This is a genomic window from Akkermansia muciniphila (assembly GCF_002884975.1).
GTDB lineage: Bacteria > Verrucomicrobiota > Verrucomicrobiia > Verrucomicrobiales > Akkermansiaceae > Akkermansia > Akkermansia muciniphila_C.
In genome coordinates this window covers 303,345-328,182 of sequence record NZ_PJKB01000001.1, presented here as the reverse complement: position 1 = coordinate 328,182, position 24,838 = coordinate 303,345, and the positions used below count along the sequence as shown (strand labels likewise).

Sequence of the window (24,838 nt, the reverse complement as noted above, 5' to 3'; positions counted from 1 at the left end):
TTTTTTGCTCGAACCGGGGGCGGGGCTCCGCTATATTGCCCCCCGTTATGGCAACACCGGATTTTCATTACCAGGATCCTTTTCCCATTGAAAAGGATGACACCCAGTACCGCCTCATCACGTCCGACTACGTGAGCGTGGGGGACTTTGAAGGGCACCCCATGCTCAAGGTACAGCCGGAGGGCCTGCGCCTGCTGGCCGCGGAAGCCTTCCATGACGTGGCCTTTTTCCTGCGCCCCGCCCACCTGAAGCAGGTGGCCGCCATTCTGGATGATCCGGAAGCCAGCGCCAATGACAAAAGCGTGGCCCTGACGATGCTCCGCAACGCGGAGGTGGCCTCCGCCGGAATCCTGCCCTTCTGCCAGGACACGGGCACCGCCACCATCGTGGGCAAGAAGGGCCAGCAGGTCTGGACCGGCTGCGATGACTGCGAACAGCTTTCCCACGGCGTTTACGACGCTTACACCCAGAACAACCTGCGCTATTCCCAGACGGTGGCGCTGGACATGTACACGGAAAAGAACACCGGGACCAACCTGCCCGCCCAGATTGACATTGAAGCCGTGGAAGGCATGAAGTACTCCTTCCTCTTCGTTGCCAAGGGCGGCGGCTCCGCCAACAAGACCTACCTTTACCAGGAAACGAAGGCCCTGCTGAATCCGGCCACGCTGAAGAAGTTCCTGGTGGAGAAGATGAGCACGCTGGGCACGGCGGCCTGCCCGCCCTACCACATCGCCTTCGTCATCGGCGGCACGTCCGCGGAAAAGTGCCTGAAGACGGTGAAGATGGCTTCCACCAAGTATTATGACAACCTGCCCACCACGGGCAACGAGTACGGCCGCGCCTTCCGCGACCTGGAGCTGGAAAAGGAACTGCATGAAGAAGCCTGCAAGCTGGGCCTGGGCGCCCAGTTCGGCGGCAAGTGGTATGCGCTGGACGTGCGCGTCATCCGCCTGCCCCGCCACGGAGCCTCCTGCCCGGTGGGCCTGGGCGTCTCCTGCTCCGCGGACCGCAACGCGAAGGCCAAGATCACGCCGGAAGGCATCTTCATTGAGCAGCTGGAAACCAACCCCGGACAGTACATTCCGGAAGCGCTGCGCATGACCTCCAGCGAGTCCGTCTCCATTGACCTGAACCGCCCGATGAAGGAAGTGCTGGCGGAACTGAGCAAGTACCCCGTCACCACGCGCCTGAGCCTGAACGGCACCATCATCGTGGCGCGCGACATCGCCCACGCCAAGCTGAAGGAACGCCTGGAAAAGGGTGAAGGCATGCCCCAGTACATGAAGGACCATCCCGTGTACTACGCCGGCCCGGCCAAGACCCCGGAAGGGTATCCCTCCGGCTCCTTCGGCCCCACCACCGCGGGCCGCATGGATTCCTACGTGGACCTGTTCCAAGAAAACGGCGGCTCCATGATCATGATCGCCAAGGGCAACCGCAGCCAGCAGGTGACGGACGCCTGCCAGAAGCACGGCGGCTTTTACCTGGGCTCCATCGGCGGTCCCGCCGCCATCCTGGCCAAGGACAACATCAAGAAGGTGGAACTGCTGGAATACCCGGAACTGGGCATGGAAGCCATCTGGAAGATTGAGGTGGAGGATTTCCCCGCCTTCATTCTGGTGGACGACAAGGGCAACGATTTCTTCGCGAAGATCCGCGAAGGCTGGGCCTGCGCCGGCTGCGCCCATTAAGCCGCGCCTGATTTTTTCTCCCTGTTCCGCCATGCCGCGCGGAACAGGGATTTTTTATGGCCCCTTTACGGGAAAACTCGTTTCATCCCCCTCCTTTTTCCTTTAAGCTTTTGGGTAGATTCTCCCGAACATCCCCGGCCTGCCGTTTCAAGCATTCATTAAATCCGGAAGGAGGAAGAAGCGCAGATATGAATAGGTGGAATCCTCCACCCGTTACAGGGAGAATCTCCAGCCTTCAAAAAACCGTTTGCAAGACATTGCCGGAAGTTTTTCCCGCTTGACTATTTATGGAAATTTTTCATAGTGGTTCCGGTTAGTATCATACAAATCACATTTACCTCTAATAAATCGCCCCGTCCTGCTGCTACAGGACGGGGCCTTTCGTTAGCTGAACATTACAATGAGTAACTCAATCAGCCTGGTTAGTATGATACAGTAATTCACATGGTACACCTCCTTTTTAATCCGGGATCAACCCGGCGCGGAGATTTTACAGAAAAACAATATTATTTCAAGATTTTCAATTTCAGCAAATTTCCCCGTCCCGGAGAGTATTCCTGTCTTTCCGCGCCATTCTCCCATGCCCGGGGCAGGCGTTTCAGGGAAAGAACGGCAATAGAACCCGTCCATTCCAACAACTCCGGAGATGGCCGCCAGGCTGGCAGGGCAAGGCGTTTACCCATTGCAGCAGATGCCCGGAAAGCCCCCAGGCCGGGGAACACGCCGGATACACAGTGCATCCGCTTCACGCAAGCAGGGAATAAAGCAGCATCAGCGCCAGATTGGCCGCGGCGGCCAGCAGCAGCCTGCCCGGCTTCAAATACCGTGCCTTTCCCAGGAAAACCGTCAGCACCGTGAAGACGGCATACAGGGAGATCCACATCAGGAAGAATTCCGTCAGATTCCTTCCATTCCCGGGATTGTCCAGGGGCATTTTCCAACCGGAAAACAGGAGGGGCAACGCCGGAAGCACGGCATAAACGGCATATACCCAGTTCCTCACCACCGGCCTGAAGACGACTGTCAGCGGGTCCCTGCCAAACAGGATATTCCTGGAATGGACGCTCTGCACCTTCTCCTTCCGCAGGGCGAAGGGAAGGTAGAGGAGGAGAAGCATCGGCAGCAGAACAGGCCAGGCGTACCAGACCGTGGCCGCCCCCAGCATGAAGACGAAGAAGGCGGTAAAAATGATGGGAATGCCCGCCATGAGCAGGAAAAGGAGGCTTGTCCCGCGATCCGATTTTTCTCCCATTTTCAGGAAGGACCATGAAAGATAGGCCATAGGGTAAACGGCTGGTTTTTCAAAGGTTGACAGAATTCACACCCGCACGCAAGGAAAAGCCGCCCACCGCCGGCCATATCCATAACGAACTCCTTCCGCATACGGAAAACGGGTACGCAGACAGACTCTGATTGGGATTGCCCGCCGCCCCTTCCCACGCTATCCTGCCTTCATGGCCTACCGAATCTGCAAATCCATTGAACTGGAAAGCGGGCACCTCCTGTCCAAACACCCCGGCAATTGCAAATTCCCCCACGGCCATACGCGCTCCGTGGAGATGGTGTTCCGGGCGGATACGCTGGACGCCAATGACATGGTGCTGGATTTCAAGGCCGTCAAGCAGATGGTGGGGGATTTTCTCCAGCAGTTTGACCATTCCCTGTGCGTGAATACGGAAGACCCCAATTACGCCGCCTTTGTGGCCGCGTACGGGGAGCGCATCATTCCGTTTGACCGGGAAGACCCCACCAGCGAGGTGATGGCGCGCACCATTTTCAATTTTGCCCGGCATGCGCTGGAAAAAGCCAAGGAAGGCTGCGGCGAATACCCCGTGCGGGACTGCGTCACCCTGGAGCGCGTGCGCGTTTGGGAAACCAGCAGTTCCTGGGCGGAATACGGAGAATAGCAGGGACAAGCCCCTTCCCGCCGGTCACACGATCCGCCGGAAATGCCGTTCCAGCCGCGTTTCACGGCTTGCCTTTCAGGACGGTTACCCGGCGCGCTGGCAGTTCCCCGGGAAATTCGACCAGATAAAAATCCTCGCTTCCGGGCAGGCTGCGCACGGCGGCTCCCTCCACGACGGGCCTGCCTCCCTCCCGGTAGATCAGGACGCTGGCCGAATCCTTCAAGGTAAAGGTCATTTTCCCGTCCGTACGGATGATTCCCTCTTCTATGCAGGCGGGGGAAAGGTATTTGTCCGGATTGCCCAGGACCGCCCACCCCTTTTCAATAGGGGCCAGAAGGTAGAAGATGTCCTGCATGACGCCGTTCCGGAGGCTGGGCAGGCTCAGGGGAATTCCCCCGTCCGGCAGTTTGACGCCCTTCCGGTTTCTCCAATCATAAGCGGCCAGCCCCTCCGCGGGAACGCTCCAGGAGGAAGCCGCTCCCGGCCCCTGCATCATGGAGGGGGCCCATTCATATACGGAAGGCAGCAGCCGCCCGCTGCGGGTGGTAGGTTCCGTGTTCAGGTTATAGTACGCCACGGCCGCGCATTTGTTGTGGAGCGGGGCAATGGCGCCGTACAGGGAGGCGCTCTCCAGGGGATGGATGAAGCAGGATTCCGGCAGGGCCACGGCCGGAGCCAGGGGGCGCAGGATTTTCCCCTCCCTGTTGACCAGGGGCCAGATTCTGCGCGGCTGGAAGTCCTCCGGCTTGTCGGACAAATAGACGGGGGCGCCGGAGAGCGCCTTGGAGAGGGCCATCACATCCCCGCAGACGGGATCGGAGGAATGGAACATGTCGTGGTCCGGCCACACCGTCTGCCCCAGAAGAAGAGTGTTGGTATAAGACTGGAAAAGGTGGCTGCGGGAGGCGTCCAGGTTGTTCAGGGAGTAGTCTATGCTGCACCGGGTGACGGGGCTGGTTCCCGTGTTGAAGATATGAAGCGTTCCCTGCGCCATGCAGTTGATCATGCCCAGCAGCCCGGAAGAGTCCACCGCCCGGTTCAGGGACCGGGAACACCAGACCGACTGCCTGGCAGGGTTTCCGGTGCCTTTCACCCTCTTGAGGTATTCCGTCTGATAGTCCACCTTGACAAAGTCAAAGCCCTTCCCGTCCCGCCCGCGGACGGAGTTCATGAAGTCCATGTAGAATTCCTGCGTGTCTTTCATGCTTTTTCCGGGAAAATACGTACCGCCTTTCCGGATGAACCTGGAGTCCGTCCCCAGATCATTGTTCACGTCAATGCCGCCCTTGTCTCCATAAAAGCAGTGCCACAGGCCCATCCACCGGATTTTGCCGGGGCGGGAAGAATCACGCTGTTTCAGGAGGGGGGCCCATCCCTGCGGGAATTTTTTCCCGTCAGGCAGGAAGGAGCGCAACTGGAATTGCCTGCTGGTATTCTGGAACCCCGCGTCCACCAGCAGCCAGCGTACAGGGAGGGGGGAGGTATCAATGGCGCGGGAGGCGCGCAGAAGCAGGTCCGCATTAATGTTCCGGCGGTACTGTTCCCAACTGCACCATCCCAGGTAACGGAAAGGCTCCGGATACCGGGCATCCTTGGCGCATCTCCAGAGGGACTGCCCCTTCAACCGCGGATGGGAGGCGGCTTTTCCCCAGGCCACGCGCATGGCTTCATACAGGTTGCGGGAAAGAGCGAAGCAGAGCAAGGGCTCCTTTTTATCCTCCATGGCTTCAGTGCCCAGGGTCCCGCTTTTCACCTTCAGCGCGTTTCCCTCCGCCTCCAGCCAGGAGACGGACCCGCTGCCGCACAGGGGCAGCATGACGAGGTAATGGCCGTTTTCCAGCCGGAACAGGGCCAGCATGCCGTGGGGGTCCGGACTGCCTCCGGCAGCCGGGTTCCGCAAGTTCAGCGCACGTTCCAGTGAAGCCGCGCTCCATGGCAGCACCCTGTTGCATCCGGACGGCCAGCGTCCGGCTTCCGCCGCAAACCATGTAACGCTTTCATAGGGAGGAAGATTAATCCGGAGTTCATATTCTTCCCCCTCCACGGCGGGAGTAATTTTCCCGGCGGCGGAGACTTCCAGAAGAACGGGAACCTTCTCCGTCCCCCGGATGTCCAGGGAACGCCCCGTTCCCCCCGCCGGACCCGGAACGGGGGTCAAGACCACGCCATTCAGGGAGCCGAAGCCGCCTTCCGCCTTTACCGTGAAAGCCAGGGAACGGGAATCAGGAGAGACCGTGACCGTCCTGTTGAAATAAAGACCGCGTTCATTTTCCTCCGTCCCGGCGGCACAGCTTCCGCTGACGGACAGTCCCGGAACGCCGTCCACGGCAATCGTCATGCGCCCCGCTCCTTCAGCAAAACGTCCCGCAAAGATTTCAAGCTTGTAGGCGCCCGGCTTCAGGTTGGAAAAAGTCCATGTCAGGGAGCCGTCTTTCAGAAAGATTCCATCCCCCGCGGCGGAGGCAGGCCACTCCGCCACTGCCGTTCCGCCCAGGGCCATGCCGGGAACGTCCTCCGCCACCCGGGCATATTTTTTCTGGGCCAGTCCGGGCGTGCCGTACATGCCGCCCTTCCCGGTGACTGCCAGGGAAAGGGGAGCCGTGCCCGGACCAGCTCCCAGAGAAGAAGCGGCAAAAATGGCAGTCTGCCCGGCTTCTCCGGAAGCGGGATTGTCCAGGTACAGGAGAATCTTTTTCCCGGCAGCTCCGTCCTGGTCCTTCAAGGCGACCTGGTGCCAGCCTTCCCGTTCCGTGCGTCCCGCATAACGGCCCAGATCAAGCCGCAGGGATTCCGCTCCGGCGGCGCTTGAAGCCAGAACGCAGCAAACCGCACAAAGTAAATTAAATATATTCCTTGAAAGAGCCTCTTGCCAATTGGTCCGGAACAGCATCATTTTTTTACTTACTTGCCGGCAATACGTTTTCTTTCATTGAGCCATGCATTTCTGCAATTATGCCCCGAACCGTACAGAACCGCCAAAAGAGCGTTTTTCGGCGGCTACAGGATTTCATCCCTTACCCGCATTCCTTTTTGAAAAATCCGGCGGCAAAGCAGCCTCCGCCGGGCGGGGCTTCCGCCCGCCCATTCTTTAAAAGGGATTGATGGAGATCATGCGTTTAGGCGTCTTGTGCCCGTAGGTGGAGGAATACACATCCGTAATTTCCCGGGACCATTCGTCAATGGTGCGCTGATGGTGGGCGTATTTTTTAAAGTCCTTGGCATCCACGCCCAGCAGGGAGCTGTGGTCTTCCTCGTAATCCGCAAATTCAGAAACGATGCGGCCGTTTTCATCACGCAGGCGCCCCGCCATGGCAATGTGGCCTTTCTTGATAAATCTCTTGACCAGGCCGCCCCCCTTGATGCCGCTCAACGCCGTGACAAAGATGCCGGCCTTGGCGTTCGTGGGCGTGATGGAGATGATGGCGAGCTCCAACGTGTAGGCACCCCTGGTGCCTACGGGGACCATGTCAAAGTTCGGGTTTTTGGCAACTTCCTTCTCCATGCTGTCCGTCACGCTCTTCTGGAAGTACGCCGCCAAATTGCGCAGGGCGTCAAACCCTTCACTACTCTCCGGCCTCACATCCATGTGAACCGTATCCACCGGAACGACGGCCATCATCACTTTTTTGCCATTCACACCGTTTACCCTGTCATTCCATATCTTGTCATCCGGGGCGTTCCAGTATGCATCAAAGGGGATGTGGGAGTCCTCATTCTTCACATGATGCTCCACAAATCCCGTTTGGGGCACATGCTTGAAATTGTTGGAGCAGGCCACTACGGCCATGCCGCCGAGCAGGACGAGCGTTATCAGGGAAGCCAGAAACAGAAACCGGTATTTTTTCATAAACAGGCAATCAGCTAGAGTCATTTCATACATGACCCGGCATCTTCTGTCAATAAAACCCCAGGAAACGGGACTCCCATGAGCGGAAACAGGCGGAGAGGCGCGGAATATTCCGGAAACCAGATTAAAAGAACGTCCGTTCCGGGGAGGCCTTAATCGTCTTCATCCATGGGGCGGTATTTCACGGCCAGTTTTTCCAGGAGCTTCAGGGCCAGGGCCGCGCGGCTGCGGAAGGATTTGTAGTCCCGCGGGTCGCAGTCGCTCCAGGCGCGTTCGGCCAGCGCCAGGGCGCGGGGCCACGCCATGTATTCCACCAGCCCCATATTGTACAGGTATTCCGTCCAGATGTTGGCCTGGAGGCCGCGCACCCTGGCGGCCTCCTCCGGGGAGAGTTCCGGCAGTTCATAGCCGTACACCTGCCTGAGCGGTATCAGCCCCCCGATGGCCTTCGGCTCCGTGGGCGCGGCGGACTGGTAGTAGTCAAAGTAGAAGTGGGAACAGGGGGCCAGGATGACCGGGTGCCCCTTTCTGGCCGCCGCCGCGGCAAAGTCATTGCCGCGCCATGCCATGACGAAGATGTGCTTGTCCGCCTCCAGTTCCCCGGCCTCATCCCAGACGATGGCGTCATAACCGTCCTTCCGCACGTAGTCCGCAATTTGCTGCAGGAAGTCCCGGCTCAGCGCCTTGAGATCCGTCTCATTCAGATTCTTCAAACGGTTCTGGCAGTACCGGCATTTTTTCCATGCTTCCGCGGATACCTCGTCATGGCCCAGATGGATGGGGGAGCCGGGCGGGAAGACGGCCTTGAGTTCATCTACCACGTCTTTCACAAAGCGGAGCGTTTCCGGACGCCCCATGCAGACGGCGTCCCGGCCTTTTTTGCCTTCCACGGGAAAGTCCACTCCGTCGCAAATCAAATCCCCGTAGGCATGCATGGCCGCGTAGGAATGGCCGGGAAGGTCTATTTCCGGCACAATGGCGACCTGGCGGCTGCGGGCGTAAGCGATGATTTCCCTCATCTGCTCCTGGGTGTAAAAACCGCCGTAGGTGGCCTCCGGGTCATGCTCCTGGATGGCCAGCTTCACTTCCTGCCAGTTCCATTCCCCGTTGGCCAGCGGCACGCGCCACGCGCTCATGGAAGTGAGGAGGGGGTATTTTTTAATTTCCATCCGCCAGCCGGGGCCGTCCGTCAGGTGCAGGTGAAGCCGGTTGAGCTTGAACAGGGACATGGTGTCAATCATGCGCTTGACCTCCGCCATGGTGAAGAAGTGGCGGGAGACGTCCAGCATGATGCCCCGCCATTCAAAGCGGGGCACGTCCCTGATGGAGAAAACGGGCACGGAGAAGCCTTCCTCCATCCGGTTGGCGTTCAGTACCTGCACCATGCTCTGCCACGCGTAGAAGAGGCCCCGCGGAGACGCCGCTTTCAGGTGCAGCACGCCCCGGCCTTCCTTCCCGGCATCCAGGCGCGCCTCATACCCTTCCCCCGTTCCCGCAGGGGTTCCTTCCACGGAACACACCACGTCTGCAGATTCCCTGTCCCCGGTCATGGAAAGACCGGACAAAACGCCCTGGGCGTTGAGCACATTAAGGAGAGCCTCCACCGCCGGAACATCCTTTTCCGGCGCATAGACCGCCAGCCGCAGCGGGAGACGCGCCACAGCGGACCGGTCAGACCTGCATGCGGAGGGCGCGGGGAGCAGCACCTCCTCCGCCGGGACGGCATTACCTCTTTCCGCATTCAGCAAGCCGGCGAGAACCAGCACAGCCGCCACCCGGTAAAACCGCCTTTTATCCGTCATTCCCGGAGTACGGGAACGCCCCGGCCGTTCTTTCATCTAAAGGAGAGCCGCCGGGGGCTGCCACGCGCCACGCAGACAAATAAAAAGGCGCGGCTGACTGCACAGCCGCGCCTCTGGCCATAACCGTTATTTGCGGCCGCCGAAGAGGCCGCCCAAACCTCCGCCGAGTCCGCCAAGACCTTTCAGGGCGCCCAGTCCGCCACCCATGCCGGGAAGGCCGGGCATCTTGCCGCCCTTACCCTTCATGGAGGCCATCTGCTTCATCATGGCGCCCATCTTGCCCTTGCCGGACATCATCTTGCGCATCTCGGAAAAGTTCTTGATGAGCTTGTTCACCTCCATCAGGGAGCGGCCGCAGCCGGCGGCAATGCGGCGGCGCCGGGACGGGTTCAGCAGGTTGGGATTGCTCCTTTCCTTCGCCGTCATGGAGAGCACGATGGCTTCCATGTGTTTCATCCTCTTAGGGTCCAGCGCGCCGTCCGGAAGCTGCTTTTTGATTTTGCCGAAGCCGGGGAGCAGGCCCAGCAGGCCTTCCAGCGGCCCCAGGTTCTGCATCATCTTCATCTGGTCCAGGAAGTCGTTGAAGTCAAATTTGCCGGACATCATGCGGTCCATGGATTTGGCCGCCTGTTCCTCGTCAATGCGGGCGGCGGCATGCTCCACCAGACCCACGATGTCACCCATGCCCAGGATGCGGTCCGCCATGCGGCCGGGGACGAAGGGGCCGAACTGGTCCAGCTTTTCCCCCTCGCCGGAGAATTTGATGGGCTTGCCCGTCACGGAACGCATGGAGAGGGCAGCGCCCCCGCGGGCGTCCCCGTCCAGCTTGGTCAGGACGATGCCCGTGACGTTCACGGCCCGGTCAAAGGTCTGGGCCACGTTCACGGCCTGCTGGCCCGTGGCGGCGTCCACCACCAGGAGTGTTTCACGCGGGGAGAGGAAGGCGTGCAGGTGGCGCAGCTCGTCAATCAGGGCTTCGTCCACTTCCTGGCGGCCCGCCGTGTCAAAAATCATCACGGTCCCGTTCTGGGTCCGGGCCCATTCCAGGGCCTCACGCGCCACGGCCACCACGTCCCGGCTGCCGGGAGCGGGCTTGTACACGGGCACTTCTATTTGTGCCGCCAGCGTAGCCAGCTGGTCCACGGCGGCGGGGCGCACCAGGTCACAGGCCACCAGCAGGGGGCGGCGCCCCTCGTTTTTCAGGCGCAGGGCCAGCTTCGCGCTGGTAGTGGTCTTGCCCGCGCCGTTCAGGCCCACCACCATGATTCTGGCGGGGTCCGTCAGGTCCAGCCCCACGGCGTCGCCACCCAGCAGGGCGGCGATTTCATCACGGAAGATTTTGACGATCTGTTCCCCGGGCTTGATGGATTTGAGCACTTCCTGCCCCATGGCCCGCTCCTTCACGCGGCCGATGAATTCCCGGGCCACGCCAAACTCCACGTCCGCTTCCAGCAACGCCAGCCGGATGTCCCGCAGGGCGTCCGCAATGTTCTTCTCTGAAATCTTGCCCAGGCCCCGCAGCTTCCGGAACGTGTTATCCAGTTTATCAGCTAAAAGTGAAAACATAATCGTATGATGCGCCAGACTGTGCCACATTTCCCGCCCCCCGTCAACAAGTGCGCCCTGCATGGGACATGATGCTTGACTTGCCGGGGGCTTCCCCCCATCTTTTCCCGCATGGCACCCTTTGACCTGAAAGAGGAAATTTTACGCCTGAAAAAAGAACGCAACGCCATCATTCTGGCGCACAGCTACCAGACCGGGGACATCCAGGACATGGCCGACTACGTGGGCGATTCCCTGGGGCTGGCCTACAAGGCGCAGAATACGGATTGCGACGTGATCGCCTTCTGCGGCGTCCATTTCATGGCGGAGACCGCCAAGATCCTCAATCCGGACAAAACCGTCATCCTGCCGGACGCGGACGCCGGCTGCTCCCTGGAAGCTTCCTGCGACGCCGGGGACCTGGAAGCTTTCCTGAAGGCAAACGCCCACAAGAATTATTACGTGGTGGCGTACGTGAACTGCTCCATCGGCGTGAAGGCGCTGGCGGACGTGATCGTCACCTCCGGGAACGCCGTGAAGATTGTCTCCCAGGCTCCGGAGGACCGCCCCATCCTGTTCGTGCCGGACCAGAACCTGGGCGCCTGGGTAGGCCGCCAGCTGGGCCGCCCCATGGAGTTGTGGAACGGGGCCTGCCACGTGCACATGGAGTTTACGCGGGACCAGATCCTGGCCCTGAAGGAGAAGCACCCCGGCGCGCTGGTGGTGGCCCACCCGGAATGCACGGAGGCCGTGCGCCTGCTGGCGGACCACATCTGCTCCACGGAGAAGATGATTCCCTACTGCACGGAAAGCCCGGCTTCCTCCTTCATCATCGTCACGGAATCCGGCATCCTGCACCGCCTGCGCAAGCTGGTGCCGGGCAAGGAGTTCATTCCCGCCCCCACGGAGCAGTGCTCCTGCAGCACCTGCCCGTACATGAAGATGAACACGCTGGAAAAACTGTACCTGGCTCTCCGGGACCTTTCCCCGGCCGTGGAACTGCCGGAAGACCTGCGCAAGAGGGCGGAAGCCCCGCTGCTGCGCATGCTGGAGCAGTCCAAATCCTGACCTGTTTTCCCCGCATGATACGCCTTTCCGACCACATCGCGGCCGCCGGCGGCTGGCTTTCCCTGGAAGCCTTCATGCAGCTGGCCCTGCACCACCCGCAGGAGGGGTATTACTCCGCCGCCATTGAGAACATCGGGAGCCGCGGGGATTTTTCCACCACTCCCACGCTGTCCCCCATTCTGGCAAAGGCCGTCGCCGCGCGCTGGAAGGAGGCCTGCGCCCGCTGCGGCAAGCGGCTGCCCCTGCTGGAGATAGGCGCCGGCTCCGGAGCCCTGGCCGTCAAGGTTCTGGAACAACTGGGGTTCTGGAACCGCCTGAATACGGATTACGTGATTGTGGAGTCCTCCCCCCGGCTGCGCGAATTCCAGCACCTTCTGCTGGGAAGCCAGGCCAAGATTTACTCCACCATGGAAAAGGCGCTGAAGCACTGCGGCGGCAAAGCCTTCATTTTCTCCAACGAGCTGGTGGACGCCTTCCCGGCCCGCGTGTTTGAGTACACGGAACAGGGCTGGCGGGAAGTGGGGCTTACCGTGAAGGACGGAGCCGTGCGGGAGGAGTTGCGCCCCGTCCGCCAACAGCCGCTTTTCTCCCACATGCTGGAATATGATTCCCAGCCGGGGCAGCGTCTGGAGATTCATGATTCCTACGCACGCTGGTTCACCGGGTGGCTGCCCCTGTGGAGCATGGGGGTCATGACGGTGATTGACTACGGGGATGAAATGGAGCGGCTGTACTACCGCCGCCCCCAGGGCTCCCTGCGCGGGTATAAAAGCCACCAGGTGCTGACCGGGGAGGAATTGTACCGGCACCCCGGCCTGACGGACCTGACGTGCGACGTGAATTTTACGGACCTGCTGGAGCTTTCCCGGAATTGCCTGGGAGACACGGCCACCCTGATGACCCAGAGGGATTACCTGCTCCCCTACGCGGAGAACACGCCGCAGGACGCCTTCCTGACGAATGAGGATGGCGCGGGCGGCCATTTCCACGTGCTGATTCAGGAACGGCTGTAGGATTGCCGCTGCGGCGCTCCGGACAAGTCCAGGCGCACCCCTCCCGGAAACCGGGCTTGCCTGGCTGAACGCAATGCCAGGCATGAAGAACTGCTCCCGGTCCCTTCAGGTAATGGAATTCCTCAAAACATTCATCTTCAATGAATCATAAATCCGTTCCCGCTCCTCTGTCATAAATTTTCCCGCTTTTTGAACACCATGCCGCCACCGGGACTCTAACCTGCATCAGTAACAAACCGGGCGGCGGGAGGTAGAGAGACCGCCACCCATAATGGGGAGTTCTGAGTTTCATAGGTAATATAGTTGGATAAAAACCCGCACGGGGGAAACCCTGTGCGGGTTTATTCATCCCCGCTCCGGACCGCCCGGAAAACAAGGCCGGAACAGGCCGCAGAAAATCATGGCTGAACCAAATTAAGGCTTGAGAGTTGAAGGCATCTCGTTAATCTGGCTCCAGCAAGAATCATCTGTTATCATGGCCACCACGAACGAACCGAATATTTACGAAACAGGAGTATTGGACTCCAACGCGGAAGGCAGTTTTGTCTATACCACCCTGGACGCCGCCATCAACTGGATTCGTAAAAATTCCCTCTGGCCCATGCCGATGGGGCTTTCCTGCTGCGCCATTGAGTTCATGGCCGTGGCGTGCTCCCGGTATGACCTTTCCCGCTTCGGTTCCGAAGTGACGCGCTTTTCCCCCCGCCAGGCCGACGTGATGATCGTGGCCGGCACCGTTACCTACAAGATGGCCCTGGCCGTCCGGCGCATCTGGGACCAGATGCCGGAGCCCAAGTGGTGCATCGCCATGGGCGCCTGCGCCTCCACCGGCGGCATGTTCCGCTCCTATTCCGTGCTTCAGGGCGTGGACAAGATCATTCCCGTGGACGTTTACATTTCCGGCTGCCCTCCCCGCCCGGAAGCCATCCTGGAAGCGCTGCTTACCCTGCGCAAGAAGCTGGATACCCAGCAGCCCGCACGCACCTTCTTCAAGAAGGAGGAACCGCGCGAAGCGAATGCCCCCGTTCCGGTAGAAACGGAAATGCCTCTTGAATAATCCGCCAGCACCGACTGTTTTCATACTGTTCCACCTTTTACCATTCCTTTTTTCATGCCTTCTCTAGAATCACAGATCAAGACCGCCGCAGACAACGCCCAGAAACGCTTTGGGAAAGATGTCATCACGGACCGCTATGAGTTCCGCGGAGACGTTACGCTGACCGTCGCACGCCATGCCGTGGCGGACGTCGTACGCTGGCTGCGGGATTCCGCCGGATTTGACATGATCGTGAACCTTTGCTCCGTGGACAATATGGGGGAAAGCCCCCGCTTTGAAGTCAACTACACGCTGACGCAGGCGGAAACGGGCGTGAACCTGAGCCTCAAGACGAAGGTGGACGACGGGGAGGAAGTGCCCTCCGTCAGTGAACTCTTCCAGTCCGCCAACTGGCACGAGCGCGAAGTGTGGGACCTGATGGGCATTAAATTCTCCGGCCACCCGGATTTACGCCGGATTCTGATGTGGGAAGGCTATCCTTATTTCCCCCTGCGAAAGGATTTCCCGGTTCAGGGCGTACCTACTGAGTTGCCCGGCGTCGCCTTCACGGAGGCAGCCCCCACGCAGGGAGCGCCATTCGCCACGGAACAGGGCCGCTGCCCCAGCGCGTGCCGCGAACCCCGGTCCCATAAATTCTAGCCCATTTTCCAGCTCCGCAAGGCGGGGCCCATCCCATGATCCGACTCCCCCTCATTCTGCCCGTGTGTATCATCAGCCTGCTCAGCGGCTGCCAGGAAGCAAATCCGGCAGAGCAGGAATGGAGGGACCAGTTGTATAAAAATCTGGCGATCGTGGGAGCCAGAAACTGGATTGTCATTGCGGAATCCTCCTTCCCCGCCTATACGGGCGCGGGCATCAAGACCATGGTTTCCGACAAGACGTCCGATGAAGTGCTCATGGACGTGCTGAACATGCTGGAGGAGGAGGCCCATGTGGTTCCCCGCATCATGGTCAGCTCCGAACTGCGCAGCGTTACGGAGGATTACGCCCCCGGCGTCAAGCGCTACCGTAATAATATCAATAAGATGCTTCCGGGACGCCAGCATTTTGAATTGATGAGCCGCACGATCAATTCCCTGATCGAAGACGCCGCCAAGCAGTTCAACGTGCTGGTCATCAAGACAAGGACGTCCCTGCCTTATTCCAACATCTACATTGAACTGGATTCCGGGTACTGGAATTCGGAATCGGAGACGGCTCTCCGCAAGTCCCTGGAGGCCAAGGACGCAGTCAACCGCCGCGCGGCACAGGACAGGGTGCTGGACGTACCCCTCACTCCGGGAGCGGCCCCCGCGCCCGCGCCGCAGGCCCCCAAGGCAGGCACGCAGACGCCGGGCACGCCCGCCGCCCCCATGGACAACCTGCCGGAGCTGCCCCGGGAAAACGGCCAGCCGGCCTCCCCCGCCGGGGACAAGGCTCCGGGAATTGCCCCTCCCCCCATGAAGGACCCGCTGGGCGGCAAGACCTCCATGGCAAGACTTTCATGAACCATCATCATATGGACAAGGCCACAGAAGAGCGCCTCCGCGTAGAGGCATGGGTAGGGGACGCCATTCTGGCGCTGTACGTCAGGGAATGGATTCTGGCGGAGGAAGGAGCGATCAATGGAAAGCTTTTCATCGAATTCACCAGTAATGATTTCCTGCGCCGCACCGGCAACGCCACAGGCGTGGAAGCGGAAATAGGCCGCACCTTCAAGACGGGCGGCCTGGAGGCGGCTTATGCGTGGATTGAGCACCATCTGAAACCCCGCATGGAGGAGCGCTGGCATACCCTGCGCAGAAACGCCTCCCGGTAACCCGCAGCCCCCGCCATGTCCGCCTCCGGAACATCCCTGCCCTGGGACCGGGACAACGGCCCCTGCGTGATGGCGCCGCCCCATTTGAGGGACTGGAGGGAACATGCCGCCGCCTTTCTTTCCCGCCAGGGGCTGGACAAGGCCGTTGCCTTTGCCACCTCCGGTTCTTCCGGTTCCCCGCCCAAAGCCATTTTATTCACCCGCCGCGCCCTGGACGCCTGCGCCCGCGGCGCGCTGGACCACCTGCACGCGGAACGCGGGGACTGGTGCTGCCCGCTGCCCGTCTGGCACGTGGGAGGCGCCATGATCCACCTGCGCGCCGCCCTGGCCGGGACCGCCGTCCACACGCTTCACGGCAGGTGGAATCCGCATGCCTATGCGGACCTGATGAAAAGTTCCGGTGCCTGCTGGTCCTCCCTGGTCCCCACGCAGGTTGTTGACCTGGTCAGCCACCGTCTCCAGGCTCCGGCCACCGCCGGATGCATCATTGTGGGCGGGGGCGCCCTGGACCTGGAAACGGGGCGGAAGGCACGCGCCCTGGGCTGGCCCGTGGTGCAGAGCTACGGCATGACGGAGTCCGGCTCCCAGCTGGCTACGGCCCTTCCCGGTGATCCCTACCACACGGACCGCCTTTCCCTTTTGCCGCACTGGGAGGCGGCAACAGATGAAGGAGGGCTCCTGCGCTTCCAGGGGGAAGGCAAGCTGTGCGGCCGCCTGCTGACGCAGCCCAACGGAGAATTTCTGCTGGAACGGGTGGACCCGCGGGAATGGTGGCAAACCCGCGACCTGGTGCGCCTGGAAGGCCGCCTGCTGACCTTCCTGCGCCGGGCGGACAGGCTCGTCAAAGTCCTGGGGGAACTGGTGGACCCGGACGCCGTCCAGGACGCCCTGCGCCGCAGTGTCCCGGAGGCCGTCGTGGAGGCCGTCCCGCATCCGCGCGCGGGAACCGAACTGGTCGCCTGCGGGCCTTCCGCGGCATTGCTGGAACAGGCCTGCCGTGAATGGAATGCGGCGGCTCCCGGCCCCCAGCGCATCCGTTCCATCATGGAGCTACCTATTCCCCTGACGGTGATGGGGAAACTGGACCGCAGCCGGCTGCAAGCCCTGCTGCGGGAACAGACGGAAAAACGCCGGGAGGTTTAGTGCGGCTACCGCCGCCAAAGGTTTTTCTCTAAAAAATCCGGACTTCATGGACCGAGTGAACACAGTAGAATTACTTTGTCCATTCCGTCACTCCTGCCCATGAATTCCGCCTCTGTTTCCCTCCACCTTGCGGGCTGCCGTACCCGTGCTTGGAGCCTCCCGGAGCCGTTTCATGAGCCTGCTTTAATAAAGAACGTGACATAATAAATAGTTAAACATTCAGTCACGTGAAAAACGCTTGTAGGGCAGAGGTTTTTCCTGCTAGAAAAGAGCTGACCCATGCGTGCCCGTCTTCTGCTTATTCCCTTTATTTTTTCCCTCCCGGTCTACGCCCAGGACGCTTCATCCCAGGCGGCGGCAAATCCCCCCGGGCAGACGGAGTCCGCCCCGGTCCGGGACCTTTCCCAACTGCCCATGGACGGCGGCTGGACGTATGGGGAATTGCTTGACAAGGCCGCCACGGGAGATTTCCGGGCCAACATGCTGGCCGGGGAGTACTGGATGGGGCTTTATTACCTGAACCGCGGGGACCTGCCGCTGGCCTGCCTGGAACACATGCAGCATTTTTTCCGTGACGCGGCGACCGCATCCGGGCATCCGGCTCCCAGGCTCATGATGACGGACCCCTACGGGATTTTCGGCATTTTCAAGGCGCAACCCATGCAGCCGGAGCACGCGGAATGGCTGGAGGCCTGCCGCAAGCTGGCCGGGAAAGGGGACATGGACGCCGTCACCGCACTGTACACCGTTACAGACCTGCCGGAGGCGGAGTTGAGACGCTACCTGGCCCCGCTGGAGAAGAAGGCCGCCTCCGGCGACCAGGACGCGCTGGCCCAGCTCGCCTTCATCAAGGTGGACTGGCTGAAGGAGGACCCGGCCGCCGTTCTGGATTCCCTGATGAAGCACCGGAAAAACGCCAGACCGGTTCTTCTGGCCCGGATGGGGGAACTGGCCCATTCTCTGGCAAAGACGGCTGCCCCGGACCATCCGCGCCGGAAGGAGTGGCAGGAACTGGCCTTTGCGACGCTTTCCAAAGCGGCAGAGGCGGGGCACGCCACGGCCATGACCATGCTTCCCACGCTGCCTGAAGAAATCCGCGGCAAGCTCAGCCATGAATACTTCACGGAACTTCTGGAGAGGGGGGATCTTCCAACCATGCTGGCCCTGATTTCCCGGAGCGCCAATGGACTCCCCAAGCTGGAGAACGGCCAGGTAAAGCTCGTCTGTGACAAAGCCCGGAAGCTGGGGAGCAATAATGCCTGTGCCTGGTACGCGCAGTGGATTTCCGAACAGAAGCCCCCGCAGGAGCAGGAGCTGCGCAAGGCCGCCCTGGACCTGCTGGCCCTTCATGACGAACGGGGCATGCCCTTCCTGAAGGAACCGCTTACCCTGCCCCAGAAAAAGCTCAACCAGCTCCCGCCCTACGCCAAGACGCACAAGGAGCTGGAACTGGCCTCCCAGCTGGGAGACGCGGATTCAAGCGTCCAGCTGGGCGAGCTGTGGAAAGAGGAACTTGCCAACACCATGGATTCCGTGGGGAAGGCCCATGAAGCGCGGGAAAACATGCGCACATGGTACAAGCAGGCGGCAGAAGAAGGCCATCCCCTGGCCAGGCTGCGCCTGGCCCAGATGGAGGACCCGGAGTTGATGGACAGGCCTGCCATGGAACCGGCCAAAACCCTGCTGAATGACTGCCTGGCTAAAGCCGCCTCCGGGGATTTCATCACGCTGAGAGGCATTTCCGAATACGTCACTCCGGAACAGTGGGAAGACCTGACCGCCGTTCTCCGCAAAAAAGCGCAGGAAGGGGACGCCCGCAGCCAGGCGGACCTGGCCTACCTGATGTTGTTCAGCTACAGGAGCGAGGAATCCGGCTACCCGGAAGCCCTGGCCTGGGCCCGGCTTTCCGCCGGACAGGGGGACCCCTGCGGCATGTACGTGCTCGGCCGCGCCCTCATCTATGAATTCGGTCTGGAGAAACGCATGGCGGAGGGGGATTCCTGGATGTTCCGGGGAGCCCTGAAAGGCCATGTGGATGCGGCGGACATGTGGAGTTCCAATAATGAAAACCTCCAGCCTTACAGCGCCATGATGCACGGCCTGGCGGCGCGCGGGCATATTCCCTCCCTGCTTTTCCTGGCCAACCAGGCAGCCTATCCCCAGAATCTGGAGGAAGCGGCGGCGCAGGGCATCCGGCAGAATCCCGCCGGCTCCCCCTACCAGCAGGTGAAGCTGACCCTGAACGGGGCGGATGAAGATACTCCCCCGTGGCTCAAAAAGCCGGGCGCAAAGGATAAGGCGGAAGATACCCTGACGGACGCCGGAGCCGTCCCGCCCTGGATGACGCCGTCCGGCAAGGAACGCCAGGCCCCCGCGCCGCAGGCCATCAACCCGGAGGCCGTGAAGCTCTGGGAACAGGCCGTGGAGCTGGGCAGCCTTACCGCCCTGGACGAGCTGGCCAATTATTATGAAACCGTGGCCGGGAACATGAAAGACCCTGCGGAACGGCAGCAGCTCCTGGCTTCCGCCATGACGGCAGCCACCGCGCTGGTGAAGAAGGAGGATGTGCGCGGCCTCAAGAGGCTGGCCCGGTATTACGAGCAGGGAATCGGCGTGCAGCCGAACAAGGAATTGCACAAGGATTACGTGCTGAAGGCCGCGGAGACCAAGGACCCGGAAGCCCTGGTGGAAAAGGCGCGCCTGCTCATCAAGGGAGAGGACATGGAGCCGGACCCCAAGGCGGCGCTGGATATTCTGACCAAGCTGGAGCAGAACCAGACGCATGCCGTTCCGGGCATGTATTTCCTGCTGGGCTACCTGCATGAGGAAGGCCTGGGAATACCGCAGGATACGGCCCTGGCCTACCAGTTTTACATCAAGGGCGCGGAACAGGATGACGCCAAGTCCATGAATAACCTGGGTTCCATGTATGAACGCGGAACGGGCGTGGCCAAGGATCTGGCCGAAGCCCAGAAGTGGTACGAACAGGCGGCGGAACTGGGGAATGAAGACGCCCGCGCCAATGTGGAGCGGGTGAAGGAAAAGATTAAGAAGAAGGGGAAGTAGCCTGCGTTATCCCGCAACGGGCCTGAAGGGTTCCGGAAGCGCCGCAGTCCTGCGGGGGCGGCCTTAAGAATAAACGCGGGCGCAGAGAATGCGCTTTTCCAGAACATCAGCGCATTTTTACGGATGCGCTGATTGTCCAGCCTGCCGTTCTGCGGGGAAGAGGTGTCAAAGTCCCGGAGCTATTCCCGCGTCACCTTCAAGCGCAGGAAGCGGCGTTTCATTCCACTCTCCTGCACGGGTTCCGCGTCCCGGAATTCCGCAGATGTTTTTCCGGCGGTCTCCACTTCCCCCAGGGATATCCAGCTGACCAGGTCCGGGGAGACTTCCACTTCATGCTTTACCTCCGCCGCCTGCGGATTTACGGGCCACCGCAGCACCAGATGCCTGTTCCCGTCTGCGCCTTCTTCCACGGATACTTTCGTCACGCTTCCGCAGGGTTTCAGCGGGTCCAGGCCCGTGGCGTATTTCATCAGGTTGGTGACGCCGTCCCCGGCGGGGGAGGCATCCGCCGCCGTCCGGTCCGCCGTGGCGTCCGGCGGGAAGGTGTCCTGCACCCACTTGTCATAGCCCGCCAGGTCTGCCCCGGCCTGCGTCACGGTGACGGCGCATTCCTGCTTGTCGGAAGCGCGGAATACCACCGTTCCGGACCGTCCGGCGGCGGATTTGTTTTCCGACGCCGTCAGGATGACCGTGGTCCGGCCCATGCCGGAAGAGGCGGAAACGGAAATCCATTCCGGGGATTCCGCCACCACCCAGCCCAGGGCTTCCTCTTCCATCTGCACTTCCACATCCACCGGCCCTCCGGCGGCGGGAACGGATGCCCCCACCCGGGACAAGCCGAACGGGGAAGCCGTAACGGGGAACGACGTGGAAGACACGTAGCGGTTGGCGGCGCGCAGCAGGGAACGCTGGTCAAAGTAGTTGCTTTCATTCCGGGAGTCGGAGATGTCGCCACCCAAATCCCAGTACATGAAGCCAGCCAGTTTTTGATCACTGATGTATTTGTTTTTCTTCCGCGTCGTGTCTACTCCATTGTAATAGTATTTTTTACCATTGCTGTTCAGGGTGAGCTGGTCCAGTGCGGGATCGTTAAGTTCCTCCTCTCCCTTCAGGTCACGGTACAGCATGGCATCTGTGGCGCCGGAGGCACCAGTTACTCCGTAAAAAGGACCGCTGAGCTGGATTTTGGAATCCGGATACCCCCAGGATCTAAATAAATTACAGGCGGAAACCATGGTGTTATAGGTGCCAGCGCTGCTGCTGGGCCCATAATTCTGGAACGGGAAGAAATCCACAAATTGAATCTTGTCCTTGGGGAACCAGTAGGCCACCGTGTGCAGCGTGATGGTAAAAACAGGCCCGGAGCCGATTTTCTGCCTGATGGCTTCAGCCAGCGCCCCATAGCCGTTCCACAGGGAATCCCCCTGGTAAAGCCATTCAAAGTCCAGGTCCACGCCATCCAGCAAATCGCCGTATTCGTTCAGCATTTCTGCAATTTGTGTGGCGAATTTGTTTCTGGCCGCTTCATTGCCCAACATCTTTTTCCAATCGGAACCGCCTGAAACACAGAGACGGATGTTTATTCCTTCCACTTCTGCCGTGAGTTCGCGCAGATAGCGCAGGTCGCTCACCCAGGAAGCGGTGTCATAGTCTTCTACGTCACTGTCTCCCCAGTAGGCGACAATCTGGCGGTCCGCCCAGGCGTGCTGGACGGCCTTTCCCAGTTTTCCGGCGGCACGGGCTTCCACCCAGATGCGCATCTCGTCAATGTTGCCGACCAGATTGCTTCCAACGACTGCATTGGCCGTCTGGCTGTCCAGATCATTTCCGGCGGCGGCGGCCACGGTTTCTACGGCCGTGTTGTTCAGATAGAAGGTTCCCGTATCGTTATTGCGCACAAAGGCGATCCAGAAATATTCGTTGAGGAGTATGTCGGGCAAGTCGGCTTCCCAGGCCTTGGAGGTTCCCACCTGGATGCGCGCGCGGTAATGGTCAGCCGCCCAAGAGATTGTCAGAGAGACGTTGTCGTTGCCAAACAGAATGAAATTTTCCCGTTCGGCGGAAAGGAGCATGTCAGCCTCAATGGTGAAGGCGGCAGGATCGCCGCCCAGCAGGCCGCCCCCTACACGCATGGAGGCATTCGGTCCGGTAAAGCGGTAGATGCTGGTCCGGGTTCCTTCCCGGGGGAGAAACGTAACGCCGTTTTTTTCCTTTACGTCATTATCCGGCCGCCAGTGAGTGATGGTTCCATCTGCGGTGAGGCCTGTTACGCCGATGTAGATGAGGTCATTGTTGTTAATGATATGGGAGCGGGAAAGCCAGTGGTAGCGCAGGTGGCTATCCCGTACATAAGCTGTCATGAGCATGTACCGGAAGGTATTGTTGTCCGTGACGATGGAGAATTCCGTGCCGGACGGCGTCACCGCCTGGTACGGGCGGGTGAAGGAGCTGCCCGTTTTATCCGCGAATTCCGTCCACTTGGCGTCCCGGAAGTCTCCGTCCAGCCGCCACAGCCCCACCAGGCGGCCATACCTGGGGTGGGCCATGGGCAGCGGCCCCGTCAGGAAAAAGTCGTCCGCCCCGGTCCCCAGCTCCGCATTCCAGAACCGCAGTTCGTCCCGGGCGCCCTTGAACTGCGCAGCCAGCACCAGGCCTGTCCAGCCGTTTTTCATGGAGGCCAGGTAAGGCGCGGCAGGAGCGGTTCCCGCCAATGTTCCGTCCACATACAGGCTGACGTTTTCCGTTCCCAGGGCCACGGCCACATGGTGCCAGGTTCCGGCGGCGAAGGGCTGGCCGGAAGCCTCCACGGAGGCGGGAGCTTCCGCATTCCCGGATTCCAGATGCAGACGGCCTGCGTTCAGGGAGAGCGTGGAAGCCCCCAGGGAAAGAATAGCGCCGGAGGCGGCGTCCCCATCCGGCCTGACCCAAAGTTCACAAGTCATTTCCCCCGTTCCGGTCCAGGCATCCGCAGGAACGGGAAGCGCCACCGGGGAGGGAAGAACGGTCAGCGCCCTGTTGTGGAGCACGCTGACGGGCTTCGGCTCCGGAGCGGGAGGGGCCGGGGTATCATCCGTGCGGACAGTCAGCGCATTCAGATTCAGGGCTCCGGTTCCGGCGGAGTTGCCTTCCTTCACCACGTCAAAAACGAGCGTCCCGGCTTCATCCGCTGCCGCGGTCCATTCCACCGCCATGTAGGTATCCGCGTCCGCCGTGTTGACGCCCCCTTTCCACATCTCTTCCGTGCGGGAACCGGTGGAGGTCTGAAGCGCCTTTACGTCCACATGAGCGCCGGATACCAGGTAAACGGACTGGTACGCGGGCTTGCCGCTGCCCAGGAAAAAAGAAACGGAATATTCCTTGCCGGGCTGCAGTCCGGAGAGGGAAACGCGCACCGTGCCGGCCCGGACCGCCATGCCGTTGGTAAATAGCTGCAAACTCGTATTCAGGGCTTCCCCATGATTCGGAAAGGAGAAGGCGCTTTCCGCCTGCAGCACGCCGCCCGGTTGCCCTCCGCGGGTTTCCCCCTTTTCCCGCCACGTTGAATTGGCGTTGTTATAGCACATGTTTCCCACGCTCGCTTCCGACTTGGCCGTTACCGCCAGATAAACGGAGCGGCCAAACAGCGTTCCGGCCAGCACGGGGGAGGAAGAGGCTTCCAGGTTATTCCTCCGCAGGGGCACGCTTTTCAGCGTGGAAGACGGCGTGACGGTCACCACCCCCATATTCGTCCAGCCCGGCTGTGCCGCAGAAGCCGCATTGCCGAAGTCCACGCCGAAGGATTCCACCGTTCCCGCACCCTGCCCCGGATTCCCCAGAGCGGAGAGAGCCACCGCCACAAGGACGCCGAAGAGAGATTTCTTTTTCATAGATATAAGATTATTAAATAATCTAACAGATAGGCTTCTGCAAATAAAAAATGCCGGAAAGAAGGGATGAAAAACATGGGCGGTTCCATCCCTTCTCTCCAGACATCTCGTCAAAGATAATGCTGAATGCTCCCTAGTTTTTGCGCCGCCGCAACAGCAGCGCCGCCAGTCCGAGCAATCCCAGGGATGCCGTGGCCGGTTCGGGAATGGGCTCGGTTGCCAGCATGAACCCGTTCAAATTAATATCCCCGCTTAAAACATCCGCGGCCACACCGGCGGAGCGTTCATAAGTAAGCGTCACCCGGCCCGAACTGTCTGTGGTGAACGTCCATTCCATCCCCACGCCGGAAGAATCCGTCGTCCCCTGGAAGGTTGAACCGGCCATCGTCCCCGCTCCTTCATAGCCGTCCATCAGGCTGCCGGTGACATCGCTGACACCGCCCGAGAGGGCCATGCTGGTTTTATTGGTTGAAAAGCCGCTGTTGCCCAGAACGTAGAGATAATAGGTGGTATTGGCCGCCAGGCCGTTCAGCGTGAATTGAAGGCCGACGGTCTGCCCTTTCACCCCGTTGCACTTGCCGGAGATGGAAGACTGCGCCATGCTGTCCGGAAACAGGGAGTTCAGGGAGGGTGACGTGCCTGCCGCGTCCAGGTAACCCGCATTCACGGCGGCGGTGCTTTTGTACGCCATGGTGAGCGTGACGTCCTGACCGTCCAGATTGCCGAGAACCACGGACGAGGAAACATTTCCCCCGTTTTTGCTCAAGGAAGCAATGGAGGCGTAGGAGGTGGCTTTTCCTCCCGTAACGGAGGAAGCCTGGGTAGCCACACTGATCCAATCCGAATCCCCGACGGAGGAAGAACCCAGATTAATTTTCAGGGAAGCCGCAGAAGCCGCGGAAACGGCGCCTGCCAATAATAGCAGAATGAATGATTTCTTCATGGTTTTAGCCAATTCACAAGATATATGCCGGATTTGGAATCCGGTATGGATGTTACAGCCGTGAAAAATTGTTCTTCCTGATGCTCTGC

17 protein-coding genes are annotated in these 24,838 nt (G+C 60.5%); 10 read left to right on the top strand and 7 right to left on the bottom strand.

What is annotated here, in order from left to right; genetic code table 11:
• The first annotated feature begins 47 nt into the window (after window positions 1-47).
• On the top strand, window positions 48-1,694 hold the full coding sequence (locus CXU21_RS01375; RefSeq protein ID WP_102724771.1) for a fumarate hydratase: 1,647 nt from the start codon (window positions 48-50) through the stop codon (window positions 1,692-1,694).
• A gap of 745 nt (window positions 1,695-2,439) precedes the next feature.
• On the opposite strand, the gene CXU21_RS01370 is transcribed toward CXU21_RS01375, so the two are convergent.
• On the bottom strand, window positions 2,440-2,976 hold the full coding sequence (locus CXU21_RS01370; protein WP_102713344.1) for a hypothetical protein: 537 nt from the start codon (window positions 2,974-2,976) through the stop codon (window positions 2,440-2,442).
• Between the two features lie 172 nt (window positions 2,977-3,148).
• Here CXU21_RS01370 and CXU21_RS01365 point away from each other — a divergent pair, with 172 nt between their 5' ends.
• Window positions 3,149-3,601 (top strand): 6-pyruvoyl trahydropterin synthase family protein, encoded by a 453-nt coding sequence (locus tag CXU21_RS01365; RefSeq protein ID WP_102713346.1) that lies wholly within the window; start codon window positions 3,149-3,151, stop codon window positions 3,599-3,601.
• 61 nt (window positions 3,602-3,662) lie between these two features.
• On the opposite strand, the gene CXU21_RS01360 is transcribed toward CXU21_RS01365, so the two are convergent.
• The 4 genes from CXU21_RS01360 to ffh form a co-directional block, all read right to left on the bottom strand.
• Window positions 3,663-6,494 (bottom strand): Sip1-related alpha-galactosidase, encoded by a 2,832-nt coding sequence (locus CXU21_RS01360; protein WP_102724770.1) that lies wholly within the window; start codon window positions 6,492-6,494, stop codon window positions 3,663-3,665.
• 195 nt (window positions 6,495-6,689) lie between these two features.
• Window positions 6,690-7,448: a hypothetical protein gene (locus CXU21_RS01355; protein ID WP_180972570.1), complete on the bottom strand. Its 759-nt coding sequence runs from the start codon at window positions 7,446-7,448 to the stop codon at window positions 6,690-6,692.
• Between the two features lie 152 nt (window positions 7,449-7,600).
• Window positions 7,601-9,250 carry a beta-N-acetylhexosaminidase gene (locus CXU21_RS01350; RefSeq protein WP_180972569.1) on the bottom strand — a complete coding sequence of 550 codons (1,650 nt, stop codon included), beginning with the start codon at window positions 9,248-9,250 and terminating at the stop codon, window positions 7,601-7,603.
• 126 nt (window positions 9,251-9,376) lie between these two features.
• A complete protein-coding gene (gene ffh, locus CXU21_RS01345; RefSeq protein WP_102713354.1) occupies window positions 9,377-10,816 on the bottom strand; it encodes a signal recognition particle protein in 1,440 nt (479 codons plus the stop codon).
• A gap of 111 nt (window positions 10,817-10,927) precedes the next feature.
• Here ffh and nadA point away from each other — a divergent pair, with 111 nt between their 5' ends.
• The 8 genes from nadA to CXU21_RS01305 all read left to right on the top strand — a co-directional run bounded on the left by nadA (window position 10,928) and on the right by CXU21_RS01305 (window position 19,940).
• Window positions 10,928-11,863 carry a quinolinate synthase NadA gene (nadA, locus tag CXU21_RS01340; RefSeq protein WP_102713921.1) on the top strand — a complete coding sequence of 312 codons (936 nt, stop codon included), beginning with the start codon at window positions 10,928-10,930 and terminating at the stop codon, window positions 11,861-11,863.
• 14 nt (window positions 11,864-11,877) lie between these two features.
• Window positions 11,878-12,876: an SAM-dependent methyltransferase gene (locus tag CXU21_RS01335; RefSeq protein WP_102724767.1), complete on the top strand. Its 999-nt coding sequence runs from the start codon at window positions 11,878-11,880 to the stop codon at window positions 12,874-12,876.
• A 475-nt stretch (window positions 12,877-13,351) separates the two neighbouring features.
• On the top strand, window positions 13,352-13,933 hold the full coding sequence (gene nuoB / locus CXU21_RS01330; protein ID WP_102713358.1) for an NADH-quinone oxidoreductase subunit NuoB: 582 nt from the start codon (window positions 13,352-13,354) through the stop codon (window positions 13,931-13,933).
• A gap of 54 nt (window positions 13,934-13,987) precedes the next feature.
• Entirely contained in the window at window positions 13,988-14,572 is a 585-nt protein-coding gene (locus CXU21_RS01325) for an NADH-quinone oxidoreductase subunit C (protein ID WP_102713360.1), read from the top strand.
• A 35-nt stretch (window positions 14,573-14,607) separates the two neighbouring features.
• Window positions 14,608-15,420 (top strand): RbsD/FucU domain-containing protein, encoded by an 813-nt coding sequence (locus CXU21_RS01320; RefSeq protein ID WP_102724766.1) that lies wholly within the window; start codon window positions 14,608-14,610, stop codon window positions 15,418-15,420.
• A complete protein-coding gene (locus CXU21_RS01315) occupies window positions 15,417-15,731 on the top strand; it encodes a hypothetical protein (RefSeq protein ID WP_102713364.1) in 315 nt (104 codons plus the stop codon). Before CXU21_RS01320 ends, CXU21_RS01315 begins: the two co-directional genes overlap by 4 nt.
• Window positions 15,732-15,746: 15 nt before the next feature.
• A complete protein-coding gene (locus CXU21_RS01310) occupies window positions 15,747-16,874 on the top strand; it encodes an AMP-binding protein (protein WP_102724765.1) in 1,128 nt (375 codons plus the stop codon).
• 279 nt (window positions 16,875-17,153) lie between these two features.
• Window positions 17,154-19,940: a tetratricopeptide repeat protein gene (locus CXU21_RS01305; RefSeq protein ID WP_102724764.1), complete on the top strand. Its 2,787-nt coding sequence runs from the start codon at window positions 17,154-17,156 to the stop codon at window positions 19,938-19,940.
• 179 nt (window positions 19,941-20,119) lie between these two features.
• Here CXU21_RS01305 and CXU21_RS01300 read toward each other — a convergent pair whose 3' ends face one another.
• Both CXU21_RS01300 and CXU21_RS01295 read right to left on the bottom strand, forming a co-directional pair.
• Entirely contained in the window at window positions 20,120-23,806 is a 3,687-nt protein-coding gene (locus tag CXU21_RS01300) for a LamG-like jellyroll fold domain-containing protein (RefSeq protein WP_102724763.1), read from the bottom strand.
• A gap of 133 nt (window positions 23,807-23,939) precedes the next feature.
• Window positions 23,940-24,749 carry a PEP-CTERM sorting domain-containing protein gene (locus CXU21_RS01295; protein ID WP_180972568.1) on the bottom strand — a complete coding sequence of 270 codons (810 nt, stop codon included), beginning with the start codon at window positions 24,747-24,749 and terminating at the stop codon, window positions 23,940-23,942.
• Window positions 24,750-24,838: the final 89 nt, after the last annotated feature.

Coding starts and splice junctions, on each gene's coding strand:
- nuoB (WP_102713358.1), top strand. CDS start 13,352: ATGGCCACCACGAACGAACCGAATATTTACGAAACAGGAGTATTGGAC.
- CXU21_RS01320 (WP_102724766.1), top strand. CDS start 14,608: ATGATCCGACTCCCCCTCATTCTGCCCGTGTGTATCATCAGCCTGCTC.
- CXU21_RS01360 (WP_102724770.1), bottom strand. CDS start 6,494: ATGATGCTGTTCCGGACCAATTGGCAAGAGGCTCTTTCAAGGAATATA.
- CXU21_RS01310 (WP_102724765.1), top strand. CDS start 15,747: ATGTCCGCCTCCGGAACATCCCTGCCCTGGGACCGGGACAACGGCCCC.
- CXU21_RS01355 (WP_180972570.1), bottom strand. CDS start 7,448: ATGAAAAAATACCGGTTTCTGTTTCTGGCTTCCCTGATAACGCTCGTC.
- CXU21_RS01305 (WP_102724764.1), top strand. CDS start 17,154: ATGCGTGCCCGTCTTCTGCTTATTCCCTTTATTTTTTCCCTCCCGGTC.
- CXU21_RS01375 (WP_102724771.1), top strand. CDS start 48: ATGGCAACACCGGATTTTCATTACCAGGATCCTTTTCCCATTGAAAAG.
- ffh (WP_102713354.1), bottom strand. CDS start 10,816: ATGTTTTCACTTTTAGCTGATAAACTGGATAACACGTTCCGGAAGCTG.
- CXU21_RS01350 (WP_180972569.1), bottom strand. CDS start 9,250: ATGACGGATAAAAGGCGGTTTTACCGGGTGGCGGCTGTGCTGGTTCTC.
- nadA (WP_102713921.1), top strand. CDS start 10,928: ATGGCACCCTTTGACCTGAAAGAGGAAATTTTACGCCTGAAAAAAGAA.
- CXU21_RS01335 (WP_102724767.1), top strand. CDS start 11,878: ATGATACGCCTTTCCGACCACATCGCGGCCGCCGGCGGCTGGCTTTCC.
- CXU21_RS01315 (WP_102713364.1), top strand. CDS start 15,417: ATGAACCATCATCATATGGACAAGGCCACAGAAGAGCGCCTCCGCGTA.
- CXU21_RS01370 (WP_102713344.1), bottom strand. CDS start 2,976: ATGGCCTATCTTTCATGGTCCTTCCTGAAAATGGGAGAAAAATCGGAT.
- CXU21_RS01325 (WP_102713360.1), top strand. CDS start 13,988: ATGCCTTCTCTAGAATCACAGATCAAGACCGCCGCAGACAACGCCCAG.
- CXU21_RS01365 (WP_102713346.1), top strand. CDS start 3,149: ATGGCCTACCGAATCTGCAAATCCATTGAACTGGAAAGCGGGCACCTC.
- CXU21_RS01300 (WP_102724763.1), bottom strand. CDS start 23,806: ATGAAAAAGAAATCTCTCTTCGGCGTCCTTGTGGCGGTGGCTCTCTCC.
- CXU21_RS01295 (WP_180972568.1), bottom strand. CDS start 24,749: ATGAAGAAATCATTCATTCTGCTATTATTGGCAGGCGCCGTTTCCGCG.